General features: G+C 69.4%; 22 protein-coding genes and 1 tRNA gene. 11 read left to right on the plus strand and 12 right to left on the minus strand.

What is annotated here, in order from left to right; translation table 11 throughout:
- Window positions 1-31 precede the first annotated feature (31 nt).
- The 3 genes from M1L36_RS07245 to M1L36_RS07255 form a co-directional block, all read right to left on the minus strand.
- Window positions 32-1495, minus strand: coding sequence for an extracellular catalytic domain type 1 short-chain-length polyhydroxyalkanoate depolymerase (locus tag M1L36_RS07245; protein ID WP_250873043.1), 1464 nt, complete (start codon window positions 1493-1495; stop codon window positions 32-34).
- Between the two features lie 141 nt (window positions 1496-1636).
- Window positions 1637-2746 (minus strand): threonine synthase, encoded by a 1110-nt coding sequence (locus M1L36_RS07250; RefSeq protein WP_250873044.1) that lies wholly within the window; start codon window positions 2744-2746, stop codon window positions 1637-1639.
- 89 nt (window positions 2747-2835) lie between these two features.
- A complete protein-coding gene (locus M1L36_RS07255) occupies window positions 2836-3792 on the minus strand; it encodes a succinylglutamate desuccinylase/aspartoacylase family protein (RefSeq protein ID WP_250873045.1) in 957 nt (318 codons plus the stop codon).
- 197 nt (window positions 3793-3989) lie between these two features.
- Here M1L36_RS07255 and M1L36_RS07260 point away from each other — a divergent pair, with 197 nt between their 5' ends.
- Window positions 3990-4295, plus strand: a complete 306-nt coding sequence (locus M1L36_RS07260; RefSeq protein ID WP_250873046.1) for a DUF7536 family protein — start codon at window positions 3990-3992, stop codon at window positions 4293-4295.
- A gap of 82 nt (window positions 4296-4377) precedes the next feature.
- Here M1L36_RS07260 and M1L36_RS07265 read toward each other — a convergent pair whose 3' ends face one another.
- Window positions 4378-5610, minus strand: coding sequence for a potassium channel family protein (locus M1L36_RS07265; RefSeq protein WP_250873047.1), 1233 nt, complete (start codon window positions 5608-5610; stop codon window positions 4378-4380).
- Between the two features lie 135 nt (window positions 5611-5745).
- Here M1L36_RS07265 and citZ point away from each other — a divergent pair, with 135 nt between their 5' ends.
- On the plus strand, window positions 5746-6882 hold the full coding sequence (gene citZ, locus M1L36_RS07270; RefSeq protein ID WP_250873048.1) for a citrate synthase: 1137 nt from the start codon (window positions 5746-5748) through the stop codon (window positions 6880-6882).
- A 34-nt stretch (window positions 6883-6916) separates the two neighbouring features.
- Here citZ and M1L36_RS07275 read toward each other — a convergent pair whose 3' ends face one another.
- Both M1L36_RS07275 and M1L36_RS07280 read right to left on the minus strand, forming a co-directional pair.
- Window positions 6917-7408 (minus strand): hypothetical protein, encoded by a 492-nt coding sequence (locus M1L36_RS07275; protein ID WP_250873049.1) that lies wholly within the window; start codon window positions 7406-7408, stop codon window positions 6917-6919.
- A 75-nt stretch (window positions 7409-7483) separates the two neighbouring features.
- Window positions 7484-7765 carry a hypothetical protein gene (locus M1L36_RS07280; protein WP_250873050.1) on the minus strand — a complete coding sequence of 94 codons (282 nt, stop codon included), beginning with the start codon at window positions 7763-7765 and terminating at the stop codon, window positions 7484-7486.
- A 233-nt stretch (window positions 7766-7998) separates the two neighbouring features.
- On the opposite strand from M1L36_RS07280, the gene M1L36_RS07285 reads away from it, so the two are divergent.
- A complete protein-coding gene (locus M1L36_RS07285; RefSeq protein WP_250873051.1) occupies window positions 7999-8514 on the plus strand; it encodes a hypothetical protein in 516 nt (171 codons plus the stop codon).
- Between the two features lie 92 nt (window positions 8515-8606).
- Here M1L36_RS07285 and M1L36_RS07290 read toward each other — a convergent pair whose 3' ends face one another.
- Window positions 8607-10073 (minus strand): MATE family efflux transporter, encoded by a 1467-nt coding sequence (locus tag M1L36_RS07290; RefSeq protein ID WP_250873052.1) that lies wholly within the window; start codon window positions 10071-10073, stop codon window positions 8607-8609.
- A 66-nt stretch (window positions 10074-10139) separates the two neighbouring features.
- Here M1L36_RS07290 and M1L36_RS07295 point away from each other — a divergent pair, with 66 nt between their 5' ends.
- Window positions 10140-10529, plus strand: coding sequence for a gamma-glutamylcyclotransferase family protein (locus M1L36_RS07295; protein WP_250873053.1), 390 nt, complete (start codon window positions 10140-10142; stop codon window positions 10527-10529).
- 212 nt (window positions 10530-10741) lie between these two features.
- Window positions 10742-11953, plus strand: coding sequence for a threonine ammonia-lyase (gene ilvA / locus M1L36_RS07300; RefSeq protein ID WP_250873054.1), 1212 nt, complete (start codon window positions 10742-10744; stop codon window positions 11951-11953).
- 35 nt (window positions 11954-11988) lie between these two features.
- Here ilvA and M1L36_RS07305 read toward each other — a convergent pair whose 3' ends face one another.
- Window positions 11989-12984, minus strand: a complete 996-nt coding sequence (locus tag M1L36_RS07305; protein WP_250873055.1) for a patatin-like phospholipase family protein — start codon at window positions 12982-12984, stop codon at window positions 11989-11991.
- A 199-nt stretch (window positions 12985-13183) separates the two neighbouring features.
- Here M1L36_RS07305 and M1L36_RS07310 point away from each other — a divergent pair, with 199 nt between their 5' ends.
- From M1L36_RS07310 to thsB, 5 genes are all read left to right on the plus strand, one after another.
- The gene (locus M1L36_RS07310; RefSeq protein ID WP_250873056.1) at window positions 13184-13564 is read left to right on the plus strand and encodes a Rid family detoxifying hydrolase; all 381 of its coding nucleotides are present in this window, start codon (window positions 13184-13186) and stop codon (window positions 13562-13564) included.
- Complete coding sequence (locus tag M1L36_RS07315; protein WP_250873057.1) at window positions 13561-13782, plus strand: DUF7981 family protein; 222 nt, start codon at window positions 13561-13563, stop codon at window positions 13780-13782. The genes M1L36_RS07310 and M1L36_RS07315 overlap by 4 nt, the downstream gene beginning before the upstream one ends.
- An 82-nt stretch (window positions 13783-13864) precedes the next feature.
- Window positions 13865-13945 (plus strand) — tRNA-Ser (locus M1L36_RS07320).
- A gap of 228 nt (window positions 13946-14173) precedes the next feature.
- Window positions 14174-14569: a DUF7383 domain-containing protein gene (locus tag M1L36_RS07325; RefSeq protein WP_250873058.1), complete on the plus strand. Its 396-nt coding sequence runs from the start codon at window positions 14174-14176 to the stop codon at window positions 14567-14569.
- A 195-nt stretch (window positions 14570-14764) separates the two neighbouring features.
- Window positions 14765-16438: a thermosome subunit beta gene (gene thsB, locus M1L36_RS07330; RefSeq protein WP_369694212.1), complete on the plus strand. Its 1674-nt coding sequence runs from the start codon at window positions 14765-14767 to the stop codon at window positions 16436-16438.
- 115 nt (window positions 16439-16553) lie between these two features.
- On the opposite strand, the gene M1L36_RS07335 is transcribed toward thsB, so the two are convergent.
- The 3 genes from M1L36_RS07335 to M1L36_RS07345 all read right to left on the minus strand — a co-directional run bounded on the left by M1L36_RS07335 (window position 16554) and on the right by M1L36_RS07345 (window position 20577).
- Complete coding sequence (locus M1L36_RS07335) at window positions 16554-17387, minus strand: hypothetical protein (RefSeq protein ID WP_250873059.1); 834 nt, start codon at window positions 17385-17387, stop codon at window positions 16554-16556.
- A gap of 63 nt (window positions 17388-17450) precedes the next feature.
- Window positions 17451-18968, minus strand: coding sequence for a hypothetical protein (locus M1L36_RS07340; RefSeq protein ID WP_250873060.1), 1518 nt, complete (start codon window positions 18966-18968; stop codon window positions 17451-17453).
- A gap of 97 nt (window positions 18969-19065) precedes the next feature.
- A complete protein-coding gene (locus tag M1L36_RS07345) occupies window positions 19066-20577 on the minus strand; it encodes a hypothetical protein (protein ID WP_250873061.1) in 1512 nt (503 codons plus the stop codon).
- Between the two features lie 115 nt (window positions 20578-20692).
- Here M1L36_RS07345 and M1L36_RS07350 point away from each other — a divergent pair, with 115 nt between their 5' ends.
- The gene (locus tag M1L36_RS07350; RefSeq protein ID WP_250873062.1) at window positions 20693-21685 is read left to right on the plus strand and encodes an ornithine cyclodeaminase family protein; all 993 of its coding nucleotides are present in this window, start codon (window positions 20693-20695) and stop codon (window positions 21683-21685) included.
- A gap of 21 nt (window positions 21686-21706) precedes the next feature.
- On the opposite strand, the gene M1L36_RS07355 is transcribed toward M1L36_RS07350, so the two are convergent.
- A complete protein-coding gene (locus M1L36_RS07355) occupies window positions 21707-22648 on the minus strand; it encodes a phosphotransferase family protein (protein ID WP_250873063.1) in 942 nt (313 codons plus the stop codon).
- Window positions 22649-22698 lie beyond the last annotated feature (50 nt).

Genomic DNA, 22698 nt, shown 5'->3' on the forward strand with positions numbered 1-22698 from the left:
GTCCGCTCCTCTTCGACCGCCGCTCGCGGCCTCAACAGCTGTTCACGACCTCGAAGTACCCCGGTGACGTCTCCTTCAGCGTCGAACTGTAGGCGGGAAAGCCCATGTAGTCGTCCGACCCCTCGGCGTAGTACGCGCCGGTCGACATCGACTGGTAGGCCCGCCCCGCCTCGCCGTGGTCGAAGTTGCTCGCCGTGCCGCAGTAGCCGCTCGACGACTCGACGGTGACGGTCACGCTCGCGCTGTCGGTCGCGCCCGCGTCGTCGGTGACTGTCACCGTCGCGGTGTAGCTCCCGGCGCTCCCGTAGGCGTGGGTCGGCGTCGCGCCCGTGGCGGACGCGCCGTCGCCGAACGTCCAGTCGTAGCTCGCGACCGAGCCGTCGCTGTCCGAGGAGCCGCTGGCGTCGAAGCTCACGGACTCGCCGACCGCGGCGGTCGTCGGCGACGCGCTCGCGGCGGCGGTCGGTGCGGCGTTGGTCCCGTCCCCGCCGTCGTCGCCCCCACCGTCGCCGCCACCGCTCGCGCCCTCGAAGAACTCCCACATGATGGTGCTCGCGTCGGGTGCGTCGGGGTCGGTGTACGCCCCGCCGCTCGTGCCGCCGGCCCACGCGTGGCCCATCCCGTCGACGATGTACTTCGCGACGACGACCGACCCGGACTCGTCTGCGTACTCGCTGACTGTGTAGCTGTGCCCCGCCGACTGCTCGGTCCGGGTCGTCTCGGCGGTGTAGTCCGTGCCGTCGTCGTCGGCGTCGTCGGCCGCGAGGTCGATGGTCTGGGTGGCCTGCTCGGCCGCCTGGTGGCCGTTCTGCGTGACGACGGTGTAGTCGCTCGTGCCGTGGAAGACGACCGTCGGGAGGACTGTCGCTCGCGACCCCATGTCCTCGTAGGCGAGCGTCCCCTTCTGCTGGGGGTCGGGGCCGCCGGAGTTCATCGCCGTCGTCGCCTCGGTGAGACTGTTGGCCGCGTCGTACTCCAGGCCGGAGTGGACGCCGATGGCCGAGTAGAGGTCCGGATACGTGACACCCATGATGGGAGCCATCCCGCCACCCGCCGAGAACCCCGCGAGGTACACCCGCTCGGGGTCGATGGCGAACCCGTCCACCACCTCCTGGGTCATCCCGGCGATGAGCGCGGGTTCGCCGCTGCCGCGTCGCTGGTGAGCCGGTTCGAACCAGTTCCAGCACTCGTTGGCGTTCGCCCCGCTGGTCTGGTCGGGGTAGACGACGAGAAAGCCCTCCTGTTCGGCCAGGTCGTTCATCCCCGTCTCCGAGGCGAACCCCCCGGGAGTCTGGGTACAGCCGTGGAGCATCACGACCAGTCCGACCTGCTCCGACCCGTCGTAGCCACTCGGGACGTACCGCTTGTACCGTCGACCGCCGTAGGTCTGGTCGGTGATCGACCCGCTGGCCGCGCTCGCAGTCGTCGCTACGGAACTCGCCGCTGCCGCCGCTCCGAGCGTCCGCAGGAGCCGGCGACGTGTTACGTCACTCATGCACTCGAATTAACGGCGCGCGCGAACTAACTTCTCTAGGTTAACATATTAACGAAAACACGTCGAATTCGGAAGGTATCGTTCGGTGACTCCGTGGGCTGTGGAGCCGTCGAGTGTGATGGGTCGCGGGACCCGTCGCTCTCAGCCCTTCAGTCCGCTGCCGGTCAGCGGGACGACGACGTCACTCCCCTCGTCTAGCACGCCCCGCTCGCGGTACTCGCGCAGTCCGGCGGGGGCGACCGCACACGTCGGTTCGGTGTAGAAGCCGCGGGCGTGGAGCGCGTCGAGTTCGCGTTCGGTCGCGGCGGCGTCGACGCCGATGCAGTCGCCGTCGGTCGCCTCGATGGCAGCACGTATCTGGTCGCCGCGAGCGGGGTCGCGAATCTGGATGCCGTCCGCGAGGTCGTTCGTCTCGACGGCCGCGTCGGGGTCCGGGGTCTCACCGCTCGCCACGCCATCCCGTCCCGAACCCCTTCGCTTCGACTCGAACTCGCGGGCGATGGGGTCGTAGCCCGCCGCCTGCACGCCGAGCAGTCGGGGCATCGAATCGGTCCAGCCGGCCTCCTGTAGCGCGCGGAAGCCGCGATACGCGCCGAGAAAGAGGGTGCCGTGTCCGAGCGGGAGGACGATGGCGTCGGGCACCGACCAGTCGCGCTGGTGGGCGAGTTCGTAGGCGACCGTCGCCGTCCCGGCGAAGAACGCGGGGTTCCAGGCGTGGCTGGCGTACCACCCCGCGCCCTCCTCGACGGCCTCGACGCAGGCGTCGGTGACTGCCTGTCGCGACCCCTCGACGCGGACGACGTCCGCACCGGCGCGTTCGATGGCCCGGAGCTTCGAGGCCTTCACCGACGCGGGGACGTATATCTCGCAGTCGACGCCGGCCCGTGCGGCGTAGGTGGCGATGGCCGCCCCCGCGTTCCCCGAGGAGTCCTCGACGACTCGTTCCGCGCCCACGTCGAGCGCCCGCGAGAGCGTCGTCGTCGCCCCGCGGTCCTTGAAACTGCCCGACGGGAAGACGTACTCCAGTTTGAACTGCGCGTCCCAGTCGGGGGCGTCGACGAGCGGGGTGTAGCCCTCGCCGAGGCTGACGCGGTGGTCGACCGGGAGGAACGCCTCGAACGCCCACAGTCCCTCGCGGGCGTCGGGGGCGTCGGGGTCGGGGCGTGGCGGGTCGGCGAACTCCAGCGCGTGCCCACACGAACAGCGCCAGCGGTCCTCGTACTCGGACTCGCAGGCCGGACAGCGAAGCATGCGCGAGGCTCGGTGCGGTGCTGTGGTGTCCGTTTCGGTTGCAGAACCGTCGGCGGTCGGGTCGTTCGCGTGTTCTCGGTGCCCGTCGGTCAGACCGTGTCGATGTCGGTGCCGACCGAGCAGACGTACTCGCCGGTCGCGACCTGCGGGAGACGGCGGGTGCGCCAGAAGACGCCGTCGGAGTCGGCGGTCACCGTCGACTTGACCGCGCCGAACGGGTCGGTGACGTCGAACAGCGGTTCACCGCGGCTCACCTCCTCGGCGAGGTCCTTGCGGAACGAGACGAGGCCGCCGGCGGGCGCGCCGTACTGCTCGAAGCCGCTGGCGCGCGTCTGCTCGCCGAAACTCGCCTCGCCGTCGAGGAACCCGTAGTGGACGAGCACGTTCTTCACGCCCTGGACGCCGATGGCGATGGACTCCTCGTCCCACCCGACACAGCCGCCGAGTTCGGGGTCGATGGTCGGGATGCCCTCGTCGGGGGCGGCGCGGGCGAGTTGGCCGTCCGGTCCCTTCTGGTCGAGGACGTAGCCCGCGTCGAACACGCGGGCGAGTTCGAGACACTCGTCGTGCATCCGGTGGCGCGGGCCACAGCGGACGCGTGTCTCGTTGATCATCCGGGAGGTCGACCCCTGGTGGAGGTCGAGGACGATGTCCGAGCGCTGGGCGGCCTCGAACGTCGCCGCCGCGATGCGCTCGCTGGAGGTGCCGTTGGGGTCGCCGGGGTACGCCCGGTTCATCTTCGTGTCGTCGATGGGGTTGCGGTGTTCGGCGACGTAGAACGCGTGGAGGTTGACGATGCCGACGATGAGTATCTGACCGGCCAGTTCGGCGGGGTCGAGCTGGGGGACGAGGCGCTGGAGGACCCCGACGCCGTTGAGTTCGTCGCCGTCGCTCACCGCCTGCAGATAGAGCGTCTGCCCGTCGCGTGCGCCGTTGAGCACCGCGACCGGGAGGGCGACTTCGCTGCCGTCGCGGGCCTCCCCGACCGGCAACCGCCCGGTCGCGAACTCCCCCGGCGCAGCAGTCGCGGTACCGAGCGTAGTCATACCTCTAGGCGGCACGCACATCCATTTATGTAGTTCGGTCTCGGTACCGCTTTCCGGCGGACGAACGTCCGGTTTCCCCCGCGAGCACCGAACGTTCGCTCGCAGACGAGCGGTTCTCTCGCACGCCCCGTCCGGGTGGTCGTCTCCGACGCGCCGGGAGACGCAGACGCTTTGGCCGGGGCTCCCCAACGTCGCCCGTGGCACAGTCAGACGACTCCGCGCCGGGGACGCCCGGCGAGACGGTCCCCGAACGCCCCGGCACCGCGAACCTCGTCCGCGTGCTGAACGTCCCGCGAAACGCCCGTATCGGCGTCTCCGTCGGCGTCGTGGTCGCCGCCCTCGTCTACGCCGTCCGTGTGTTCGAACTGCTCGGCCCCGCGCCCGAGGCGGGCGGCCCGTGGTACTTCCTGATGCTGGCGTTCGTCCTGGCGACGGGGCTGGCCTTGCTCGTGACGGTCGCACTGACCGTCGTCACGGCGGTACGTCGCGCTCGCGAACTGTAGTCGTCGCGGGTGTTCGGGACGGTGACGGCGTGGCCTCCGCAGGACAGTGACGGCGCAGCCTCCACGGCCGCAGAACTGCCCCTCAGCCCTCGCGCCCGCCGGCGAGGTCGGCGAGTCGCTCGGCTCCCTCGGCGGTCCCCTTCGCGATGATGGTGTCGCCGTCGTGGAGCTCCGTCGACGCCCGCGGGGAGACGACCCACTCGCCGCGCTCCCGGCCGAACCGACCGCGCATCGTCCGCCCCTCCTCCTCGCCCCGGCGGACGGCGATGACGCGCATCCCGGTCTCGGTGCCGACCATCTCGTCGCGCAGCGTCGTCCCGTCGAGCGCACTGCCCGGCGCGACGCGCAAGCGGACGACGACCTCCTCGCTCGCACGGACGGCCTCCTCGACGACCGGATGGGTCCCGAGTCCGCGCAGGACGCCCTCGCTGATCTCGAGGGCGGCGTCGGAGATGACCTCGGTCGCACTGGCGAGGTGGACGAGGCCCCGCAAGGAGACGGGGTCCTCGACGCGGGCGGCCGCCTGGAGCGTCCACGCCTCGAAGCGCGACTGGAGCGCGTCGACCTCGGCTTCGAGTTCCAGCACCTCCTCGGCGACGTCGGTGCTGTCGAACAGCACCGAACCGTACGCCAGGTCGACGGCGAGTTCGCTCATGTTCTTCATCAGCACGATGGAGTCGACGGCCCGTTCGAGGTCGTCGATGGCTGGTTCGGGGGCCGCCGCCGGGACGAACTCCCGTCCCGACGTCTCGGTGTACACCTCGCCGACGGCCTCCTCGGGGCCACGCAGGAGCAACACGTCCCCGGCTTCCAGTCGGGTCTCCGAGTCGGGGTCGACCAGCCACCCACCCTCGCGGCGGACGGCGATGACGCGCACGCCCGTCGTCGTCTCCAGCGAGATGTCGCCGAGGCGCTGGCCCGCCAGCGACGACGACTCGTCGAGGCGAGCACGCACGAGCGTCTCGACGGCCTCGGGGAGCGCCGCCCGCATCGCGTCGGGGAGGCCGATGTCCTCCAAGACGACCTTCGCGATGTCGCCCGCGGCGTCGCTTATCTTCTCGGCGGCCCCGACGACCCCCAGGACGGGCGCGAGCGCCTCGGCGTCTTCGGGGCTGCGCGCGGCCATCAGCAGGCTCATCCAGGCTTTCAGCTGGAGGATGTCCATGCGGCCCTCCAGGTCCAGTACCTCCTCGGCGATGTCGTCGCTCCGCAGGAGGACGGCGGAGTACGACAGGTCGATGAGGAGTTCGGCGGTGTCTTTCATCTCCGCCAGCACCTCCTTGACCGACACCGGTTCGTACGCCACCTCGCTCATACTCCCGAGTCGACCGCCAACGGATAAAGGATTGCCTCCGACCGGTTCGCGTCGCCGGCGAGCGACGACCTGTTCGCCGATTCACGATTTCCCCGTATAACAATCCTTTTAGACTCGCCTCGGGAAGCGTTGTCTATGGCTGACGAACTCAAGAAGGGGCTGGAAGGCGTTCTCGTCGCCGAGTCGGAACTCTCGTTCATCGACGGCGACGCCGGCAAACTCGTCTACCGCGGCTACTCCATCGAGGACCTCGCCCGCGAGGCGAGCTTCGAGGAGGTCGTCTACCTGCTGTGGCACGGTGCGCTCCCCACGGCCGAGGAACTGGAGCCGTTCGCGGCGTCGATGGCCGACGAGCGCCACGTCGACGACGCCATCGTCTCACTCGCGCAGGAACTCGCCGACGCCGACGAGGAGCCGATGGCCGCGATGCGGACCGTCGCCTCCCACCTCTCGGCGTACGACGCGGACGCCGACGCCGACCCGACGGACTACGAGGCCAACCTCCGGAAAGGGCGGCGGCTCACCGCGAAACTGCCGACGGCGCTCGCGGCGTTCTCCCGCGCTCGCAACGGCGAGGACCCGGTCGCACCCCGCGACGACCTGAGCCACGCCGCGAACTTCCTCTACATGCTCAACGGCGAGGAGCCCGACGACGTGCTCGCCGAGACGTTCGACATGGCGCTCGTGCTCCACGCCGACCACGGCCTGAACGCCTCGACGTTCTCCGCGATGGTCACCGCGAGCACGCTCGCGGACATGCACTCGGCGGTCACCTCCGCCGTTGGGACGCTCTCGGGCAGCCTCCACGGCGGCGCGAACGCCAACGTCATGCGGATGCTGAAAGAGGTCGACGGCAGCGACCAGGACGCCCTCGACTGGATTCAAGACGCCCTCGACAACGGTCGCCGCGTCGCCGGGTTCGGCCACCGCGTCTACAACGTCAAGGACCCGCGGGCGAAGATCCTCGGCGAGCGCTCGGAGGAACTCGGCGAGGCCGCCGGCACGCCGAAGTGGTTCGAGATGAGTTCGACCATCGAGCAGTACATGGCCGAGGAGAAGGGACTCGCGCCGAACGTCGACTTCTACTCCGCCTCGACGTACTACCAGATGGGCATCCCCATCGACATCTACACCCCCATCTTCGCCATCAGCCGCGTCGCCGGGTGGGTCGCCCACGTCCTCGAACAGTACGACGACAACCGCCTCATCCGTCCGCGGGCGCGCTACGTCGGCGAGAAGGACGCCGACTTCACGGCGCTCGACGAGCGGTAGACGCGGTCTCTTCTCCTCTCTCGCAGTTCGTCGCTCATCCCACGACGAGCGTGCGCGCCCCCAGTTCGAGCAGTCCAAGCGCGACGGTCACGCCGAGCAGAATCGGCCCGAAGAACACGGCGTACAGTCCGAGTGCGTCGCTGTCACCCTCGTTCGACGGGAACGTGAGCACCGCGAGGGCCGTCACGACGAACAACACTGCCAGCGGTGCGACCAGTCCCCAGCGGACGAACCCGTAGACGGGGAGGGCCGCCTGCGCGGTCAACACGACCGCACCGACGGGGACGAGAGCGACCGCCCGACCGGTGAACGGGGCGGTGGGACGACCGTATCTGGCTCGTCCGACCGCCCAGACGGCGAGCAGTCCCAGCGCGTAGACGACGCTCGCGAACGCGAGGAACGCGGGGGCGTCGACGAACCAGCCGGTGAACACGACGGGGACCGCGACGACGACACCCGCGACGAGCGCGGCGAACAGCGGGCCGAGCTGATCTCCCCCCGACTCCACGTTCCGGCGGTTTGCCATGTCGGCCCGTCACCGAGCGGGCTGATAAGTGTCCGGAGACGAGCGCCACCGGACGGTCGGTCCGTGCCCGTCCTCTCAGCCCGCGGCGAGTTGCGCCCCCAGTTCGAGCAGTCCCAGCGCGACGGTCACGCCGAGCAGAATCGGGCCAACGAAGAACGCGTAGAACCCGAGCGCGTCCGTCTCGGGGTACTTCTCGGCGAACGTCAACAGCACGACGGCCGTCGCGACGACCAGGCCGGCGAACGGAGCGACCAGCCCCCACCGGACGAACCCGTAGAGAGGAAGGGCCGTCTGGACGCTCAGTTCGACGACCCCGGCGACCACGATACCGGCAGTCAGGAACGGTCGTGCGAGCATACTGCTCGGGAGTCCCTCGGCGCGCGCTCGGGCCCCCGGTCTGGTACTGGTCGGCACGTCGAACCTGTCACCGAGTCACTGCATAACTCCTCGGTCCGTCGTGGGGCTGCTCGCCCGGCGGCCACCGATTCCGGCGGCTACCTACCTCGGTTCCGTCCTGCATTCGAGGTCGTTTCGTCGCTCAATCATAGTAGCCACTTAACTTAGGCAACGTAGACTCTCCCGTCTAACTAATGATACCCGTCCCCGAGGTGATTCAGGCGCTCATCCACGAGGTGACGGGTCCGCTCGGCCTGCTGGTCGCGGCGGTGTACTCGCTGCTGGTCGCCGTCGTCCTCCCGTTCCCCGGCGAACTGGTGCTCGCCATCCCGCTCGACCTGGGGTTCGACCCGATGACCGAACTGGCGCTGCTCGTCGTCGCCAGTTCCATCGGCAAGGCGGGAGGCAGTCTGCTCGCGCTCCGGGTCGGCAACGGCGCGCGGACGGGCGTGTTCGACCGACTGGTCGGAAACGTCCCCTCGGTCGTCTCCCTGCGAGAGAGCAGCGTCGTGACGACGATGAGCCGCTACGGCTACCTCGGGTTGGGCGTCGGGTTGGCTATCCCGTTCTTCCCGGACACGGCCGTCATCTACACGTTCAGCGTCCTCGAGATGAACTACGCGAAGTTCGCGCTCGCGGCGTTCTTCGGAACGGTCGCGCGTCTGCTCGCCGTCGCGGGCCTCATCGGCGGCGCGATGGTCCTCATCTGAGCGGCCGTCGGCCCCAGTGCGTGCCGGCTCCGGTGTTCTGCGGTTCCGGGCTCCTCGGTCGCCTACGACTCCTCCTCGTGACTCTCGGACGCTCAGTCGTCGCTCCGGGACGACCCGCGGTCGGCGAGCATCCGGGCGGCCCGGACCGCCCAGTCGCCGCGGTGGAAACTCGCCGCGACGACGGCCGCCATCCAGACGTAGCTCAGCGCCAACCCCACGTACGCACCGAGGACGCCGTAGCCCCAGACGACGCCCAGGAGGTAGGTCCCGCCGACCATGAACCCGAACATCCCGGTGGTCCGAGCGACGAGGGGGACGCGGGTCTCGCTCGCACCTCGCAACGCGCCCTGGAGGACGACGAAGCTCACGAGGAACGGCGCGGTCAGACCGTACACCCGGGCGAAGTCGACGGCGTAGCGAGCGGTCTCGGGGTCGTCGGTGAACGCCCGGACGAAGGTAGGGGCGAAGACGGCCAGCACGCCGCCGATGGTCCCGACGGTGACGACGCCGAGCGCCGCGGTCGCCCAGCCGAGGTAGCGTGCCTCGCCGGGGTCGTTCCGCCCGAGCGCCTGGCCGACGACGACGCTCACGGCGACGTTGTACCCCCGACCGAGCGGGCTGGTCACCTGCTGGTAGACGCGTCGGCCGACCTGGAACGCGGCGTTGACGGCGGTGCCGAAGCCGAGCAGCATGGCGTTGAACGGGAACTCCGCGAGCGTCGAGAGCAGGCCCTCGGCGACGCTCGGGGCGCTCACCGCGACGAGCTGTCGGAAGACGACGGGGTCCGAGGGGACGACGAGGTTCGCGTCGGACCACGACCCGAGCAGGGCGAGACAGAGTGCGCTCGCGGTGAGGACGTTCGCCGCGGCGGTCGCCACGCCGACGCCGACGACGCCCAGAGCCTCGACGCCGAACAGACCCAGGCCGAGGACGACGCTCAGCGAGATGTTCAGCCCGTTCGCGACGACGTTGACGTACATCGGAGTTCGGGTGTCGCCGGTGCCCTGTAACGAGCGGGCGGCGACGAGCGCGACGTGGCGGGCCGGCGCGGTGAGGAAGATGACGGCGAGGTACTGCCCACCGAGGCGGGCGACGTCGGCGGGCGCACCGAGCAGCGCGATGGCCTGCTCGCCGTAGAACCAGCCGAAGGCGGCGAACGGGAGTCCCAGGACCGCCCCGAGGACGACGGCCGTCGAGATCGCTTGGTCGCGGTTGGCCGACGCCCGTGCCGTCGCGTCGGTGGTGGTCTCCTCGACGGTGTTCGCCGCACGGTCGGTGTCGCCCGAATTGCGGTCGGTAGACCCATCGTCCGCGTCGGCCGCGCCGGTGTCCTGACTGGAGAGCGCGATGGCTCCGCCGCCCATCCCGAGGCCGACCCACAGCGGGAACCGGGCGTAGAGGTCCGCCAGGCCGATGGCGGCGACGGCGACCGGCGAGATGGCGGCGGTGACGACGATGTCGGTCGTCCGCATCAGCGTGCGGAACGTCTGTTCGGCCATCACCGGCCACGCCAGCGAGAACACCCGCCGCCACACCGACCGAAGGCTCCGTGTCGACACGTCACTCACTTCACACCGTAGCCTTTCAGCGTGCCGTTTTTTCCCGCGTCGCGTCCTGGTCGGACCATGGACGTCTTCGTCTACGGGACGCTCACCGACCCGGACCGCACCGCTTCGGTGCTCGACGCGTTCGAGTTCGGCCCCGACGCGACGCTCGTGGGCTGTCACCGCGTCGAGGGCGCGTACCCGACGCTCGCCCCCGGCGGCGAGACCGAGGGTCGCATCCTCCGAACGGCGAACCTCGGGGCGCTCGACGCCTACGAGGGGGTCGACCGGGGACTGTACGTCCGCGAGACGCTGGCCGGACCGGCCGGCCCCTGCGCGGTGTACGTCGGCGACCCCGAGCGCCTCGACGCCGACACCGACGCGACGTGGCCGGGGTCGGGAGCGTTTCCGGAGCGCGTTCGCCGTTGGTTCGCCGCTCACGACGCACGGGTCCGACCGGACGGGGGGTGACCCGACCGCCGGTGTATCGCCGAATCGACAGGTCGGCAACGTCGCCGTCGCTCGATTTCACTTTCACTGTACATGGCCGGGCTTTATGGGTGAGTCAGCCGTTGCGACAGACGTCACACGCTCCGGTAGTCCCCTTCTGGAGCGTTTCTCCTCGTCCGCCGAGCGGCAAGTGTTGCAAAAGGCATAGGGTGCCGCCCGCAGGAGGTTCGCCCATGCTCTCGCTCGCGGACGTGCAGGCGGCGCGCGACCGTATCGGTGACGCCGCCGCACACACGCCCATCCAGTACTCGAACACCTTCTCGCGGTTCACGAAGGCCGAGATCTACCTCAAGTGCGAGCAGTTCCAGCGCACGGGCGCGTTCAAGATCCGCGGTGCGACCAACCGCATCGCGACGCTCTCCGACGAGCAGCGCGAGGCGGGCGTCGTCACCGCCAGCGCCGGCAACCACGCCCAGGGCGTCGCGCTCGCGGCGACCCGCGCGGGTGTGGACGCGAAGATCGTCATGCCCGAGAACGCCCCCATCTCGAAGGTGAAGGCGACGGAGGGGTACGGCGCGTCCATCGTCCTCCACGGGTCGGACTACGACGAGGCGCAGGCCCGCGCCCACGCCATCGAAGAGGAGGAGGACCGCTTCTACCTCCACGCGTTCGACGACGAGGACGTGATGGCCGGTCAGGGGACCATCGGTCTCGAAATCGTCGAGGACCTGCCCGAGGTCGACACCGTCGTCGTCCCCATCGGTGGCGGCGGCCTCATCTCCGGTATCGCGACTGCCGTGAAGGGCCTCGACCCGGACGTGCGCGTCGTCGGCGTGCAGGCGGAGGGGGCCTCGACGGTCGCCGACGCGTTGAATAAGGGCCACCCGGTCGCCGTCGACGCCGTCGACACCATCGCCGACGGTATCGCCGTCCGCGAGGTGGGCAGTCACACCTTCGAGGTCATCGAAGAACGCGTCGACGAGGTCGTCACCGTCTCGGACCGGGAGATAGCCATGGCCATCACGAACCTGCTCGAACGCTCGAAACTGCTCGCGGAGGGTGCGGGCGCGGCCGCACTCGCCGCGACGCTCGAAGGCAAGTTCGAGACGACGGAGGGTGAGGTCGTCGTCCCGCTGGTCTGTGGTGGGAACATCGACCCGAACGTCCTGACGACGGTGTTGATGAGCGGACTCATCGAGAGCGGCCGGTACCTCCGCCTCCGGACGGTCCTCAAGGACCAACCGGGGACGCTCACCGAACTCACCCGTATCGTCGCCGACCAGCGTGCGAACATCTACGGTATCCAGCACGACCGCACCGCCCGCGACATCGGGATGGGCAGTGCGGAGGTCGAGATCGACCTGGAGACCCGCGGCCACGAACACGTCGCCCGCCTCGTCGACGCGCTCGAAGACCGCGGCTACCCCGTCGAGATACTCGTCTGAACGGCGCGCAGGCCGGCGAGCGCTGTGCTCCCGTGCTACGTCTCCGCGTCCAGCGCCTCGTGGTCGGCGAGGAACTCGCCGGCGCGCTCCTCCCCGAGTTCGAGCAGTTGGCGGACGAACCGCGGCGAACGGTCGAGTTTCGAACTCAGCCCGAACTGCCGGCCGATGCCGATGCGGTGAACCGTCGTGTGACTGAACTGGTCGTCCGGTAGGTGGCCCTTCTCCACCCACGAGTTGACCTGCTCGATGAACCGGAGCTCCTGGTTCATCGAGAGGTTGCCCGACAGCTCGTTGCGTCGGTCGGCGATGTCGGTGAGCGCGGTGGGGACGCTCTCGCGCTCCTGGGGGTTGATCTGGAGCACCCACAGTTCGTCGGGTTTGCGCCCGGAGGGGACCTCCATCAGTTCGTGGATGGGCGGGTTCTGTGAGAACAGCCCGTCCCAGTGGGCGTGGCCGTGGTCATCGCCGTCGAGTTCGACCGCGTGGAACATCTCGGGCAGCGCCATCGACGCCAGCATCACCTTGGGGGTGACGGTGTCCGCGCCGAACGTCTCGAACTCCCCGCCGTTGACGTCGACGGTACCGATGTGGAGTTCGGGGACGCCGTCGTCCTCGGCGAGCGCGTGGAGGCGGTCGAAGTCGACGAGCGACTCCAGCACGCGCTCGATACGCTGTTGGCCCCACAGCGCCGCGGGCGTGTAGTAGGGGCTCACCTCGGGGACCGCCGCGCCCCCGTTGGTGAGGCGAGCGGTGGCGACGAGTGCCTCGTTGGCGAACCAGTCGACCGGGTTGCCGGCGCTGAGGTCGAGCCACGCCTGTCTGAGCAGCCGTCGTGCGTGAGCCGCACCCTCCCTCTCCAGGCCGTACCACGCCGCGAGCGCCGACAGCGCACCGCCGGAGGTGCCCGAGAGACCGACGAGTCGGTGCTCGGAACTGGCTTCGAGCGAGGGGAGCAGTTCGCGCAACGCCCCCGCGGTGAACGCGGTGTGGCTGCCACCGCCCTGGCACGCGATGGCGACGTTCGTGACCATGCCCGACGCTCCACGTGCGCCCGGGTAACAGTTCGCATTCGTGACAGTCGGCTCACGGGATGGACGACGGTCCGCCTCCCGCGATTGCTCTCTACGCCACCTCGCCGTCCCGGTCCGTACCGTTCCGGTCTCGCTCCGCTCCGGTCACCGGGGGTACGGTCGCCGGGTTTTATGCTCGCGCCCGGCACATCGCCGAGCGATGAAAGACATCGTCAGCACCGACGAGGCACCGGCGGCAGTGGGCGCGTACAGTCAGGCGACGACCAACGGGTCGCTCGTGTTCACCGCGGGGCAGATTCCGTTCACCCCCGACGGCGAGTCGAAGGCCGACGCCTCCATCGCCGAGCAGACCGAACTCGCACTGGAGAACGTGAAGGCCGTGCTCGCCGAAGCGGGCGCGGACCTCTCGGACGTGCTCAAGACGACGGTGTACCTCGCGGACATCGACGACTTCGAGGAGATGAACGAGACGTACGGAACGTACTTCGAGGAGTCGATGCCGGCGCGCAGCGCGGTCCAGGCCGGTGCGCTTCCGAAGGGCGTCGGCGTCGAAATCGAAGCCATCGCGACGCTGGAGTGAGCGAGCAGTCCGACCGCGCGCGCCCGACGGGCGCGGGGCGACGAGCGACGCTGAAGGCCGCGGTGCTCTGGGGTGTCATCGCGACGCTCGCCTTCCTCGTCCTCGTCCAGGGCTACCAGTTGCTGGAGTTCGGGACGCTCCCGCTGGGCGTCGTGGCCGTGGCCGCCGTCGTCGTCTTCGCCGGGACGACGCTCCTGACGTACCTCGTCGGGCCGTAACGGGTCGGGCGGTCGAATCGCCCGCCGACTCGCCGATGCGGAAAGAAGGACTTATCCGTCCCATTCCGGTAGTCACGACTGAGCCAGGATGGCCGAGTGGTAAGGCGCACGCCTGGAAAGCGTGTTCCCTCTGGGATCCAGGGTTCAAATCCCTGTCCTGGCGTTTCTCACTGCGAGCAACTTGCGAGCAGTGGAACCGCTACGAAGGGGTTTGAACGAGACGGGTCGTAGCCCGCGAAGCCGAGCGAAGCGAGGCGAGCAGGACCGTCTCGGCGTTGTTCACAGTTTCCGTTCCGGCGCGGTTACCACGAGCGACCCGTCGTGTACCGCGTCGCGTGTGGTCGTCCCGCCATCCCGCGCCTTCTTTGTAACTGGACCGAAACGACGAGACATGGACCAACGGTACCGGAGCAACTACGCCCTCCTGGAGTTCGGCGAACTGCTGGCCGACCGCGAGGGCGCGCTCGACGTCCCGTGGGCGGAGTTCGTCGGCGACGAGTCGACCGAACACAGCTTCGAGGTGCCCGTCGACGGCGCGATCGACGGCTACGTCACCATCCAGGCGCTCGACGTCGACTCCTACGACCACGAGGTGCTCGTCAACGGCGAGTCGCTGTCGGGGTTCGACATCCCGCCCGCGTCGGGGTGGCAGTGCTGGATGGACGTCATCACCGGTGCGACGCTCCGCGAGGGGACGAACACCATCCAGGTTCGCCGGGACACCGACACGCGCGACGCCTTCGTCCTCGGGACCGTCCGCGTCACCTGGCGCGAACCGGTCGAGTGAGCGGCCCGCTTCGGACGAACGTATAAAGGTGGCGCTCGGTCACCGCTCGGCGGCGTCCCGGTCCGAACGAACTGCGACCTGTGAGACGGTCCGAGCCCGTCGGTTTCGGTGTATCGTCGCTGTGGTGTGTGGTAGCTTCTCTCTCTCCGAAACTGCAACTTTTATATAGAACCGCCGGCAACGTTCGTCCCGACTATGAGCCAGCGACAGCGCATGGGTCAGCCCATGATCATCCTCGGTGAGGACAGCCAGCGCGTCAAGGACCGCGACGCGCAGTCGTACAACATCCAGGCGGCCCGCGCCGTAGCGGAGTCCGTCCGCTCGACGCTCGGGCCGAAAGGGATGGACAAGATGCTCGTCTCCTCGATGGGCGACGTCACCGTCACGAACGACGGCGTCACCATCCTCCAGGAGATGGACATCGACAACCCGACTGCCGAGATGATCATCGAAGTCGCCGAGACACAGGAGGACGAGGCCGGCGACGGCACCACGACGGCGGTCGCCGTCGCTGGTGAACTGCTGAAGAACGCCGAGGACCTGCTCGAACAGGACATCCACCCCTCGGCCATCATCAAGGGCTTCCACATGGCGAGCGAGCAGGCTCGCGAGGAAGTCGACGACATCGCGGAGCGCGTCGACACCGACGACGAGGCGCTCCTCCGGAAGGTCGCCGAGACCTCCATGACCGGCAAGGGTGCCGAACTCAACAAGGAGGTCCTCGGAAAGCTCATCGTCGACGCCGTGCGCGCGGTGACGGTCGAGGGTCCCGACGGCGAGAACGTCGTCGACCTCGACTTCATCAACATCGAGACGCAGACCGGGCGCGCCGCGGGCGAGTCCGAACTGCTCGAAGGCGCGGCCATCGACAAGGACCCCGCTCACCCCGACATGCCCTCGGACGTCGAGGACGCGAAGGTCCTGCTCGTCAACGAGCCTGTCGAGATCGAGGAGACCGACGCCGACGCCTCCCTGAGCCTCGACAGCCCCGACCAGCTCCAGTCGTTCCTCGACCAGGAAGAGGAGCAGCTGAAGAAGAAGGTCCAGCAGATCGTCGACACGGGCGCGAACGTCGTCTTCTGTCAGAAGGGCATCGACGACCTCGCCCAGCACTACCTCGCGAAGGAGGGCATCCTCGCCGTCCGCCGCGCGAAGAAGTCCGACCTCAAGTTCCTCAAGGAGGTCCTCGGGGCGCGCGTCGTCTCGGACCTCGACAGCGCGAAGGAGTCCGACCTCGGGCACGGCTCGGTCACCCGTGACGAGGCCGACGAACTGTTCTACGTCGAGGGTGCCGGCGACGACACCCACGGTGTCACGCTGCTCCTGCGCGGCTCGACCGACCACGTCGTCGACGAACTCGAACGCGGCATCACCGACGCGCTCGACGTCGTCGCCGCGACGGTCTCGGACGGTCGCGTCGTCGCCGGCGGCGGTGCCATCGAGGTCGAGGTCGCGCGGCGTCTGCGCTCGTACGCCGACAGCGTCGAGGGTCGCGAACAGCTCGCCGTCGAGGCGTTCGCCGACTCGCTGGAGCTCATCCCCCGCATCCTCGCGGAGAACGCGGGGCTGGACTCCATCGACACGCTCGTCGACCTGCGCGCCGCTCACGAGGACGGCCAGAAGCGCGCCGGTCTGAACGTCTTCAGCGGCGAGGTCGAGGACACCTTCGAGGCCGGCGTCGTCGAACCGGCCCACGCCAAGGAGCAGGCGCTCTCCAGTGCCACCGAGGCCGCGAACCTCGTCCTCAAAATCGACGACATCATCGCCGCGGGCGACCTGTCGACCGCAGGCGGTGACGACGAGGGCGGTGCCCCCGGTGGCGCACCCGGCGGCATGGGCGGGATGGGCGGCATGGGCGGCATGATGTAAGTTCGGTTCACGCCACCCCACACCCACCCGACCGACCCCGGCGCACCGCTCGACGACCGATTCTTCCGTTCTTTACACCGAGAAGTGGCGACGCTCGCCCGCTCGTAACGAGTGCTCAGTCGCTCGCGGTTGGTGTTCTCTCGCTCGTGGCGGCCGGCCGCTCGCCCGTCGCGTCGCGCGCGTCGGGGAGCCACTCCGGTCGGTCGAGCGGGCCGTCGTCGAGCGAGTAGCGCGTCACCGTCTCGATGGTCACGTCCTCGAAGACGCGCTCACCGGCGTACAGTCCGGTCCGCTGTGTGCGACGAATCTCACCGACGAACCCGTCCTCGTCGACGACGAACGTGGTCGGGTCGGGTCCGTCGTCGGGCGACGACACCGTCACCCGGAACCGGTCGCGCCCGTCTCGGTCCCCGAGCGACCGCGTCTCGACCGGGACCCACACGCCGTCGAGAGCCCGGAGTTCGTCGCACGCGTGCACGTCGGGGGCGGGTAAGCGCCCGACGGGGCGTCGTTCGTACCGCGGGGGGTCGCCCTCGTAGCGCGAGAGGCGAACACCTCGGTCCTGCCAGTACGTGACGTTCGGGTCCGCGTCGAGACCGACCGTCCGTCTCGTGACGCCGCCGACCGAACGGTTCGCTGCGTAGCGACGTTCGACGTGTCGCTCGTACAGCAGCGTCCCGTTCGCCGCGGTCGCCCGTCTGACCTGCGTGACAGTGACGGGTCGGTCGGCGAGCGTCGCCCGGTGAGCCGCCAGGAGCGCCGACCTGTTCGTCACCGCCTCGCCCGTCACCCCAGGAGCGACCGGGTCGCTCGCGAGACGGGGGACGTCGGCGGGAGTGACTCCGACGCTGGGGGCGGTGTGGTCGCTCGTGCCGGCGGGCGAGAATGCGTTACAGCCCGCGAGGAGACAGCAGAGCGCGAGGACGACGGCGAGGCGTGGAGGGCGCACGCGTCGACTCTCGTCCCGGAAATCAAGTACGTTCCGCTCCGTCGCCGCTCGGGTCGTCTATCGCTATCCGGTCTGGTCGTCGTGGACCGCCAGCGGGTCGCCCGTCACGGGGTCGACGACGACGGCCGTCCCCGGCTGGTGGGTGTCGATGGTCACCGACGCGTCGAGGGCGGTCGGCCGCTCGCTCGTCGCGTTGCGCGCGTCGGGAAGCCAGTCGGGGCGCTCGACCGTGGTGTTCCCGACGTTCGTGTAGCGGGTCGTCTCGACGACATCGTACTCCGTCCCGCGCTCGTCGACGACGGTGTAGCCCTCCCTGACAGACGAGACGAACCCACGGTCGTCGACGACGGCGACGAGCAACTCGCCTCTCCGCCCCGTGTCGTCGCCGTAGTAGTCGGTGACGGAGATTCGGTAGCGGCCGTCGCCGAGGTCGATGATGGTCGTCTGTCCGACCTCGGCGGCGTCGGGGAGCCGGACGGAGGGGAGCGACCGGACCCCCTCGCGAGCGGGCCGTCGGTCGTAGTCGCTGTCGTTGCCCCGGCCCGAGCGGTGGTAGGTGACGGTCGCGTTCGACCAGCGGTCGTCGTAGTAGGTGTGCTCGGCCGTCCCGTACTCGCCGGTCCGGAGGTACCGGTCGGGGTCGGTCGAACGCTCGACGACGACCCGCTCGCGGTCGAAGACGGTGCCGTCCGACTCCTCCCGACGCTGCTCGTGGACGTACGTCCCCGAGGTGTTCGCGAGGACGGCGGTGTGTGCCTCGCGGAGCGCCTGCGTGTTCACGATGCGCTCGCTGGTGACACCGGGAACGACGTACTCGCGGTTCGCGATGGTCTCGCGGGCGTCGGTCACCCAGTCGGGCCGTTCGAGGTCGCCCGACGTGAACGACACCTCGACCGACGTCTGCTGACTCGTCCCGTCGTGGCCGATACGACCGGTGTGGACCTCGCTGATGAACCCGCGCTCGTCGACGACGAACCGGTTGGGCTCGTCGGCGAGTTCGCCGCCCGGCACCGTCACCCGGAACCGGTCGTAGCCGTCTCGCTCGCCGAGGTAGGTCGTCTCGACGGGGCGGCTACGGAGCTCCGAGAGTCGGAGTTCGTAGGGGACCGTCACGCTCTCGGGGCCGATGGCGACCGCGCGCTCGTCCAGTTCGTAGCGGGGGTCGTCGACGCCGTGGCGGTACAGCATCGCGCTCTCGTTGACCCAGACGTCGACGGTGCTGTACCGCTGGTCGAGGCCGCGTCCGGAGTACAGGAGCCGCGAGCGGTCGGCCGCGAACCGGTAGACGACCGCCCGCGTGCCCAGTTCGGTGCCGTTGACGGCCAGTTCCCGGAAGTGGCGTTCGACGACCACCGACCGGTTGGCGAGCACGTCGCCGTGGGCGGCCAGCAGCGTCGACCCGTCGACGAGTCGGCCCTGGGCGAGTCCGGGCGGGTAGGTCTCGGTCTCGTCTTCCGGCAGTTCGGCGGGCGTGACGGTCGGCATCGGCGCGTCGCCGGTGGTTCCGCCAGGAACGAGGCCGTTACAGCCCGCGAGGACACAGCAGAGCGCGAGGACGACCGCGAAGCGGGGAGGGCGCATCGTCCCCGACTGATTGTCCGCGCGATATGAGTCTTCTCGTCGTCCCGACCGCGTGGTTCGTCGGTCACGCGAGCGCTGGCTCACGCACGGCCACCGGTCACGTCGAGTCGTCCGTGGCCGTCGCGTTGCGCGCGTCGTCGATCCAGTCGGGTCGCTCGACGGTCGCCGTTCCGAGGTCCGAGTAGCGGACGACGACGTACCGCCGGACTACGCGCTCGCCCTCCTCGTCGTGGTCGACGGCGAGCCGTTCGCGTTCGTACTGGCTGACGAACCCGCTCTCGTTGACGACGAACCGGACGAACCCGGCCCGGTCCGGAACGTCGGCACTCGTTCCCACCCCGTAGTACACCGTCGGGAGGCCCCGCGCGGTGACCCGATACCGCCCGTCGTCGAGGGGCGTCACGGTCGTCTCCGCGGCGTAGACGAGTCGGTAGTCCAGGTCGAGCCAGTGGTCGTTGCCCGCGTCCATCCGGTCCTGGCGGAAGTAACGCGTCTCCTCGCCGCGCTCGCGGATGTAACCGACCGACCCGTTCGACCAGCGACTCCGGTCGACGCCGTTCCCGTCGTCGCGCCAGGACTCGACGAGGAACGCCCCGCTCGTCCCGCGGACGGTCCGTTCGGTGTACTCGGTGGCGCGCTCGCCGTCCACGACCGTTCCACGCTCCTCGACGGAGCGCAGCGGCGTGTTCCGGACGAACCGACGGTGGGTCTCGCTCAGTTCGTCGGGAGCGACGACGCGCTCGGTGGTGACGCCGGGAGCGACGTACTCGCGGTTCGCGATGGTCTCGCGGGCGTCGGCTACCCAGTCGGGCCGGTCGAGGGTGTCCCCACCGCGTTCGTACAGCGTCTCCTCGACGACCGTCCCGTTGACCGGCTCTTCGAGGTGGATACATCGCGGGGTCGTCCGCTCGTACCCCCGGACGAACCCGTTCTCGTCGACGACGAGGTCGACCTGTCCGGCGACTTGCCGACCGCCGTGGCGGTCACAGCGCTGGCCCGTCTCCGGTAGTCGCCCGTCGACGCGGTAGACGTCGACGCCTTCCACGCTCCCCGCGTAGGTGACGTCGTCGACGACGAGTCTGTCGAGCAGTCGTGTCAGTTGGCTCGCGCGCATCTCGTAGCTGTTGGGGCCGCGCTGGGGGTCCTCGGGGTCGAACGTCTGGCGCTGGTAGGTGGTCGTGTTCCCGACGACCGTCCGCTGGTAGCTCGTCGTCGCGTTCGTCCAACTGCTCGACCGGTCGTACGGAGCGGCCTGCCCTGCGCCGATGCGAGCGTCCATCACACTCGTCGTTCGGTTCGGGCCGAAGCGGTGCGTGAGGCGTGCGGACTGGGTCGTCTCGTCGCCGCGGCGCTGCTCGTAGCGGAGTCGGAGGGTCAACGAACGGTTCGCGACCGCTCGGGCGTGGGCGGCCACCAGCGCACGGCCGTCGACGATACCCTCCTCGGTCAGCCCCGGCGCGACGGTCCCGCCGGCCATGTCGCGGGGAACTTCGGCGGGCGTGACGGTCGGTACGGCACCTCGGTCGCCGGTCTGACCGGGCGCGAACGTGTTACAGCCCGCGAGGACACAGCAGAGCGCGAGGACCACGGCGAGCGCTGGAGGGCGCATTGTTCACGCTCCGTGACTGTCCGTGAAATGTCTTCTGTCTACACTGTTCGCTCGACGTGGCCGACCTGCCGGGCGCTTCGGATGGAATAAGTACCGGTGGGCAAGAACTGCCACCATGCAGACGCTGCTCCTGAACCGCGACGACGTCGTCGAGAACGCGCGGATGACCGACGTCATCCGGGCCGTCGAGGACGCGTTCGCGGCGTACGAACGCGGGGACGCACAGATGCCCGCGAAGTCGTACATCGACCTGCCGAAGTACAACGGTGACTTCCGCTCGATGCCCGCCTACCTCGACGCGGGCGACTGGGACGCCGCGGGCGTCAAGTGGGTGAACGTCCATACCGACAACGTCGAGGACCACGACCTGCCCACCGTCATGGGCACCATCATCTACTCGGACCCCGAGACGGCGTTCCCGCTCGCCGTGATGGACGGCACCACCGTCACGCGCCTGCGGACGGGCGCGGCCGCCGCCGTCGCCACCGACCACCTCGCCGTCGAGGACGCCTCCTCGCTCGGTATCGTCGGTGCGGGCGTCCAGTCGTACTCCCAACTCGAAGCCATCGCCTCGATTCGCCCCATCGAGACCGTCGTCGTCTCGGACCTCGACGACGAGCGTGTCCAGGCGTTCGTCGACCGCTTCGGCGACGAGTTCGACGTCCAGTCGGGGTCCATCGAGGACGCCGCTGCCTGCGACGTGCTCTCGACGGTGACGCCCGTCGAGTCGCCCATCGTGAAACGTGAGTGGCTCGGTGAGCACACCCACATCAACGCGATGGGCGCGGACGCAGAGGGCAAACACGAACACGACGACCAGACGCTCCTCGACGCCACGCTCGTCATCGACGACTACGCTCAGACGACCCACTCCGGGGAGATCAACGTCCCGTGGAGCGAGGGCGTCCTCGACGACGACGACATCCACGGCGCGCTCGGCGAAATCGTCGTCGGCGAGAAGGCGGGCCGCACCGACGAGACCGGCATCACCGTCTTCGACTCGACCGGCCTCGCCATCCAGGACATCGCCACCGCCCACGTCGTCTACGCCGCGGCCGACGAGAACGACAACGGCGACCCGTTCGACCTCGTCGACACGCGGGTCTGAACCGATACGACGCGTCTCTTCTCAGTGTAGTCGCTCCGCCCGGTCGACAGCGCCCGCCAACTGCTCGGCGTAGAACGCCAGTTCCTCGTCGGTGAGCGCTTCGAACATCAGCAACCCGCCGACGTGGGCCGCGAGCGTCGCCACGCGATAGACGGGTTCGGCCCGCGCGAACGAGTCGTCCGTCCCGGCGACCGCCCGGTAGCCCGCGTAGAACTCCCTACGCACGTCGCGGTCGCTCGCGGGGTCGTGCATCCAGAAGCCGTTCGCGGCCTTCGCGAGGTCCCAGCGCGCGTCGCCGGCGTACGCCCGGTCGAAGTCGAGCACGCCCGCGATGTCGTCGCCCGCGAACAGCACGTTGTCCGGCGAGTAGTCGCCGTGACAGAGTACGGCCGGGACCTCTCCGGGTAGGTTCGGCGACCCATCGACCACGCGCTGGACGTCCGCGGCGACGGTCGGGTGGCCGGCGTCGCGAATCTCCCCGACCACGTCCCCGACGATCTCTTGGAGGCGACCGCGCGGGTCGGGTTCGGCGAACGCCTCGGCGTGCAGTCGCCCCTCGGCGAGCGCCACCGGCCCCGCCCGTTCGAACCCGCGGTGGTCGTGGAGACGCGCCAGCACTCGCCCGGCGTTCACGGCGCGTTCGCGGGGGACCGAACGCCCGCCGGTCTCGCCGGGGAGGCGCTCGACGAGGCTGTACGTCCGGTCGCCGTGTGTTCCCAGTCGCTCCGTCACGACGTCGGGGACCGGCACGTCGCTGCCGCCCAGCGCGACGTAGCAGTCCAGGCCGCGCTGGAGGGAGTCGTCCCAGTCGTGCTCGGGGTCCGCCTCGAACTGGAGGACGTACTCGCGCCCGGCACAGCGCAGCGTGTACGTCTCGTTGAGCAACCCGCCGTCGACGCGTTCGACGCGCTCTGCGGGCGCATCCAGCTCCCGTCGCGCTATCGCGTGGACGGCGCTCGTCACGCTCTCACCGAACGTGGTCCCGGTCGCATACCGTCCGGTCGGACCGACGG

This window comes from Halomarina rubra (assembly GCF_023699475.1).
GTDB classification, from domain to species: Archaea; Halobacteriota; Halobacteria; order Halobacteriales; family Haloarculaceae; genus Halomarina; species Halomarina rubra.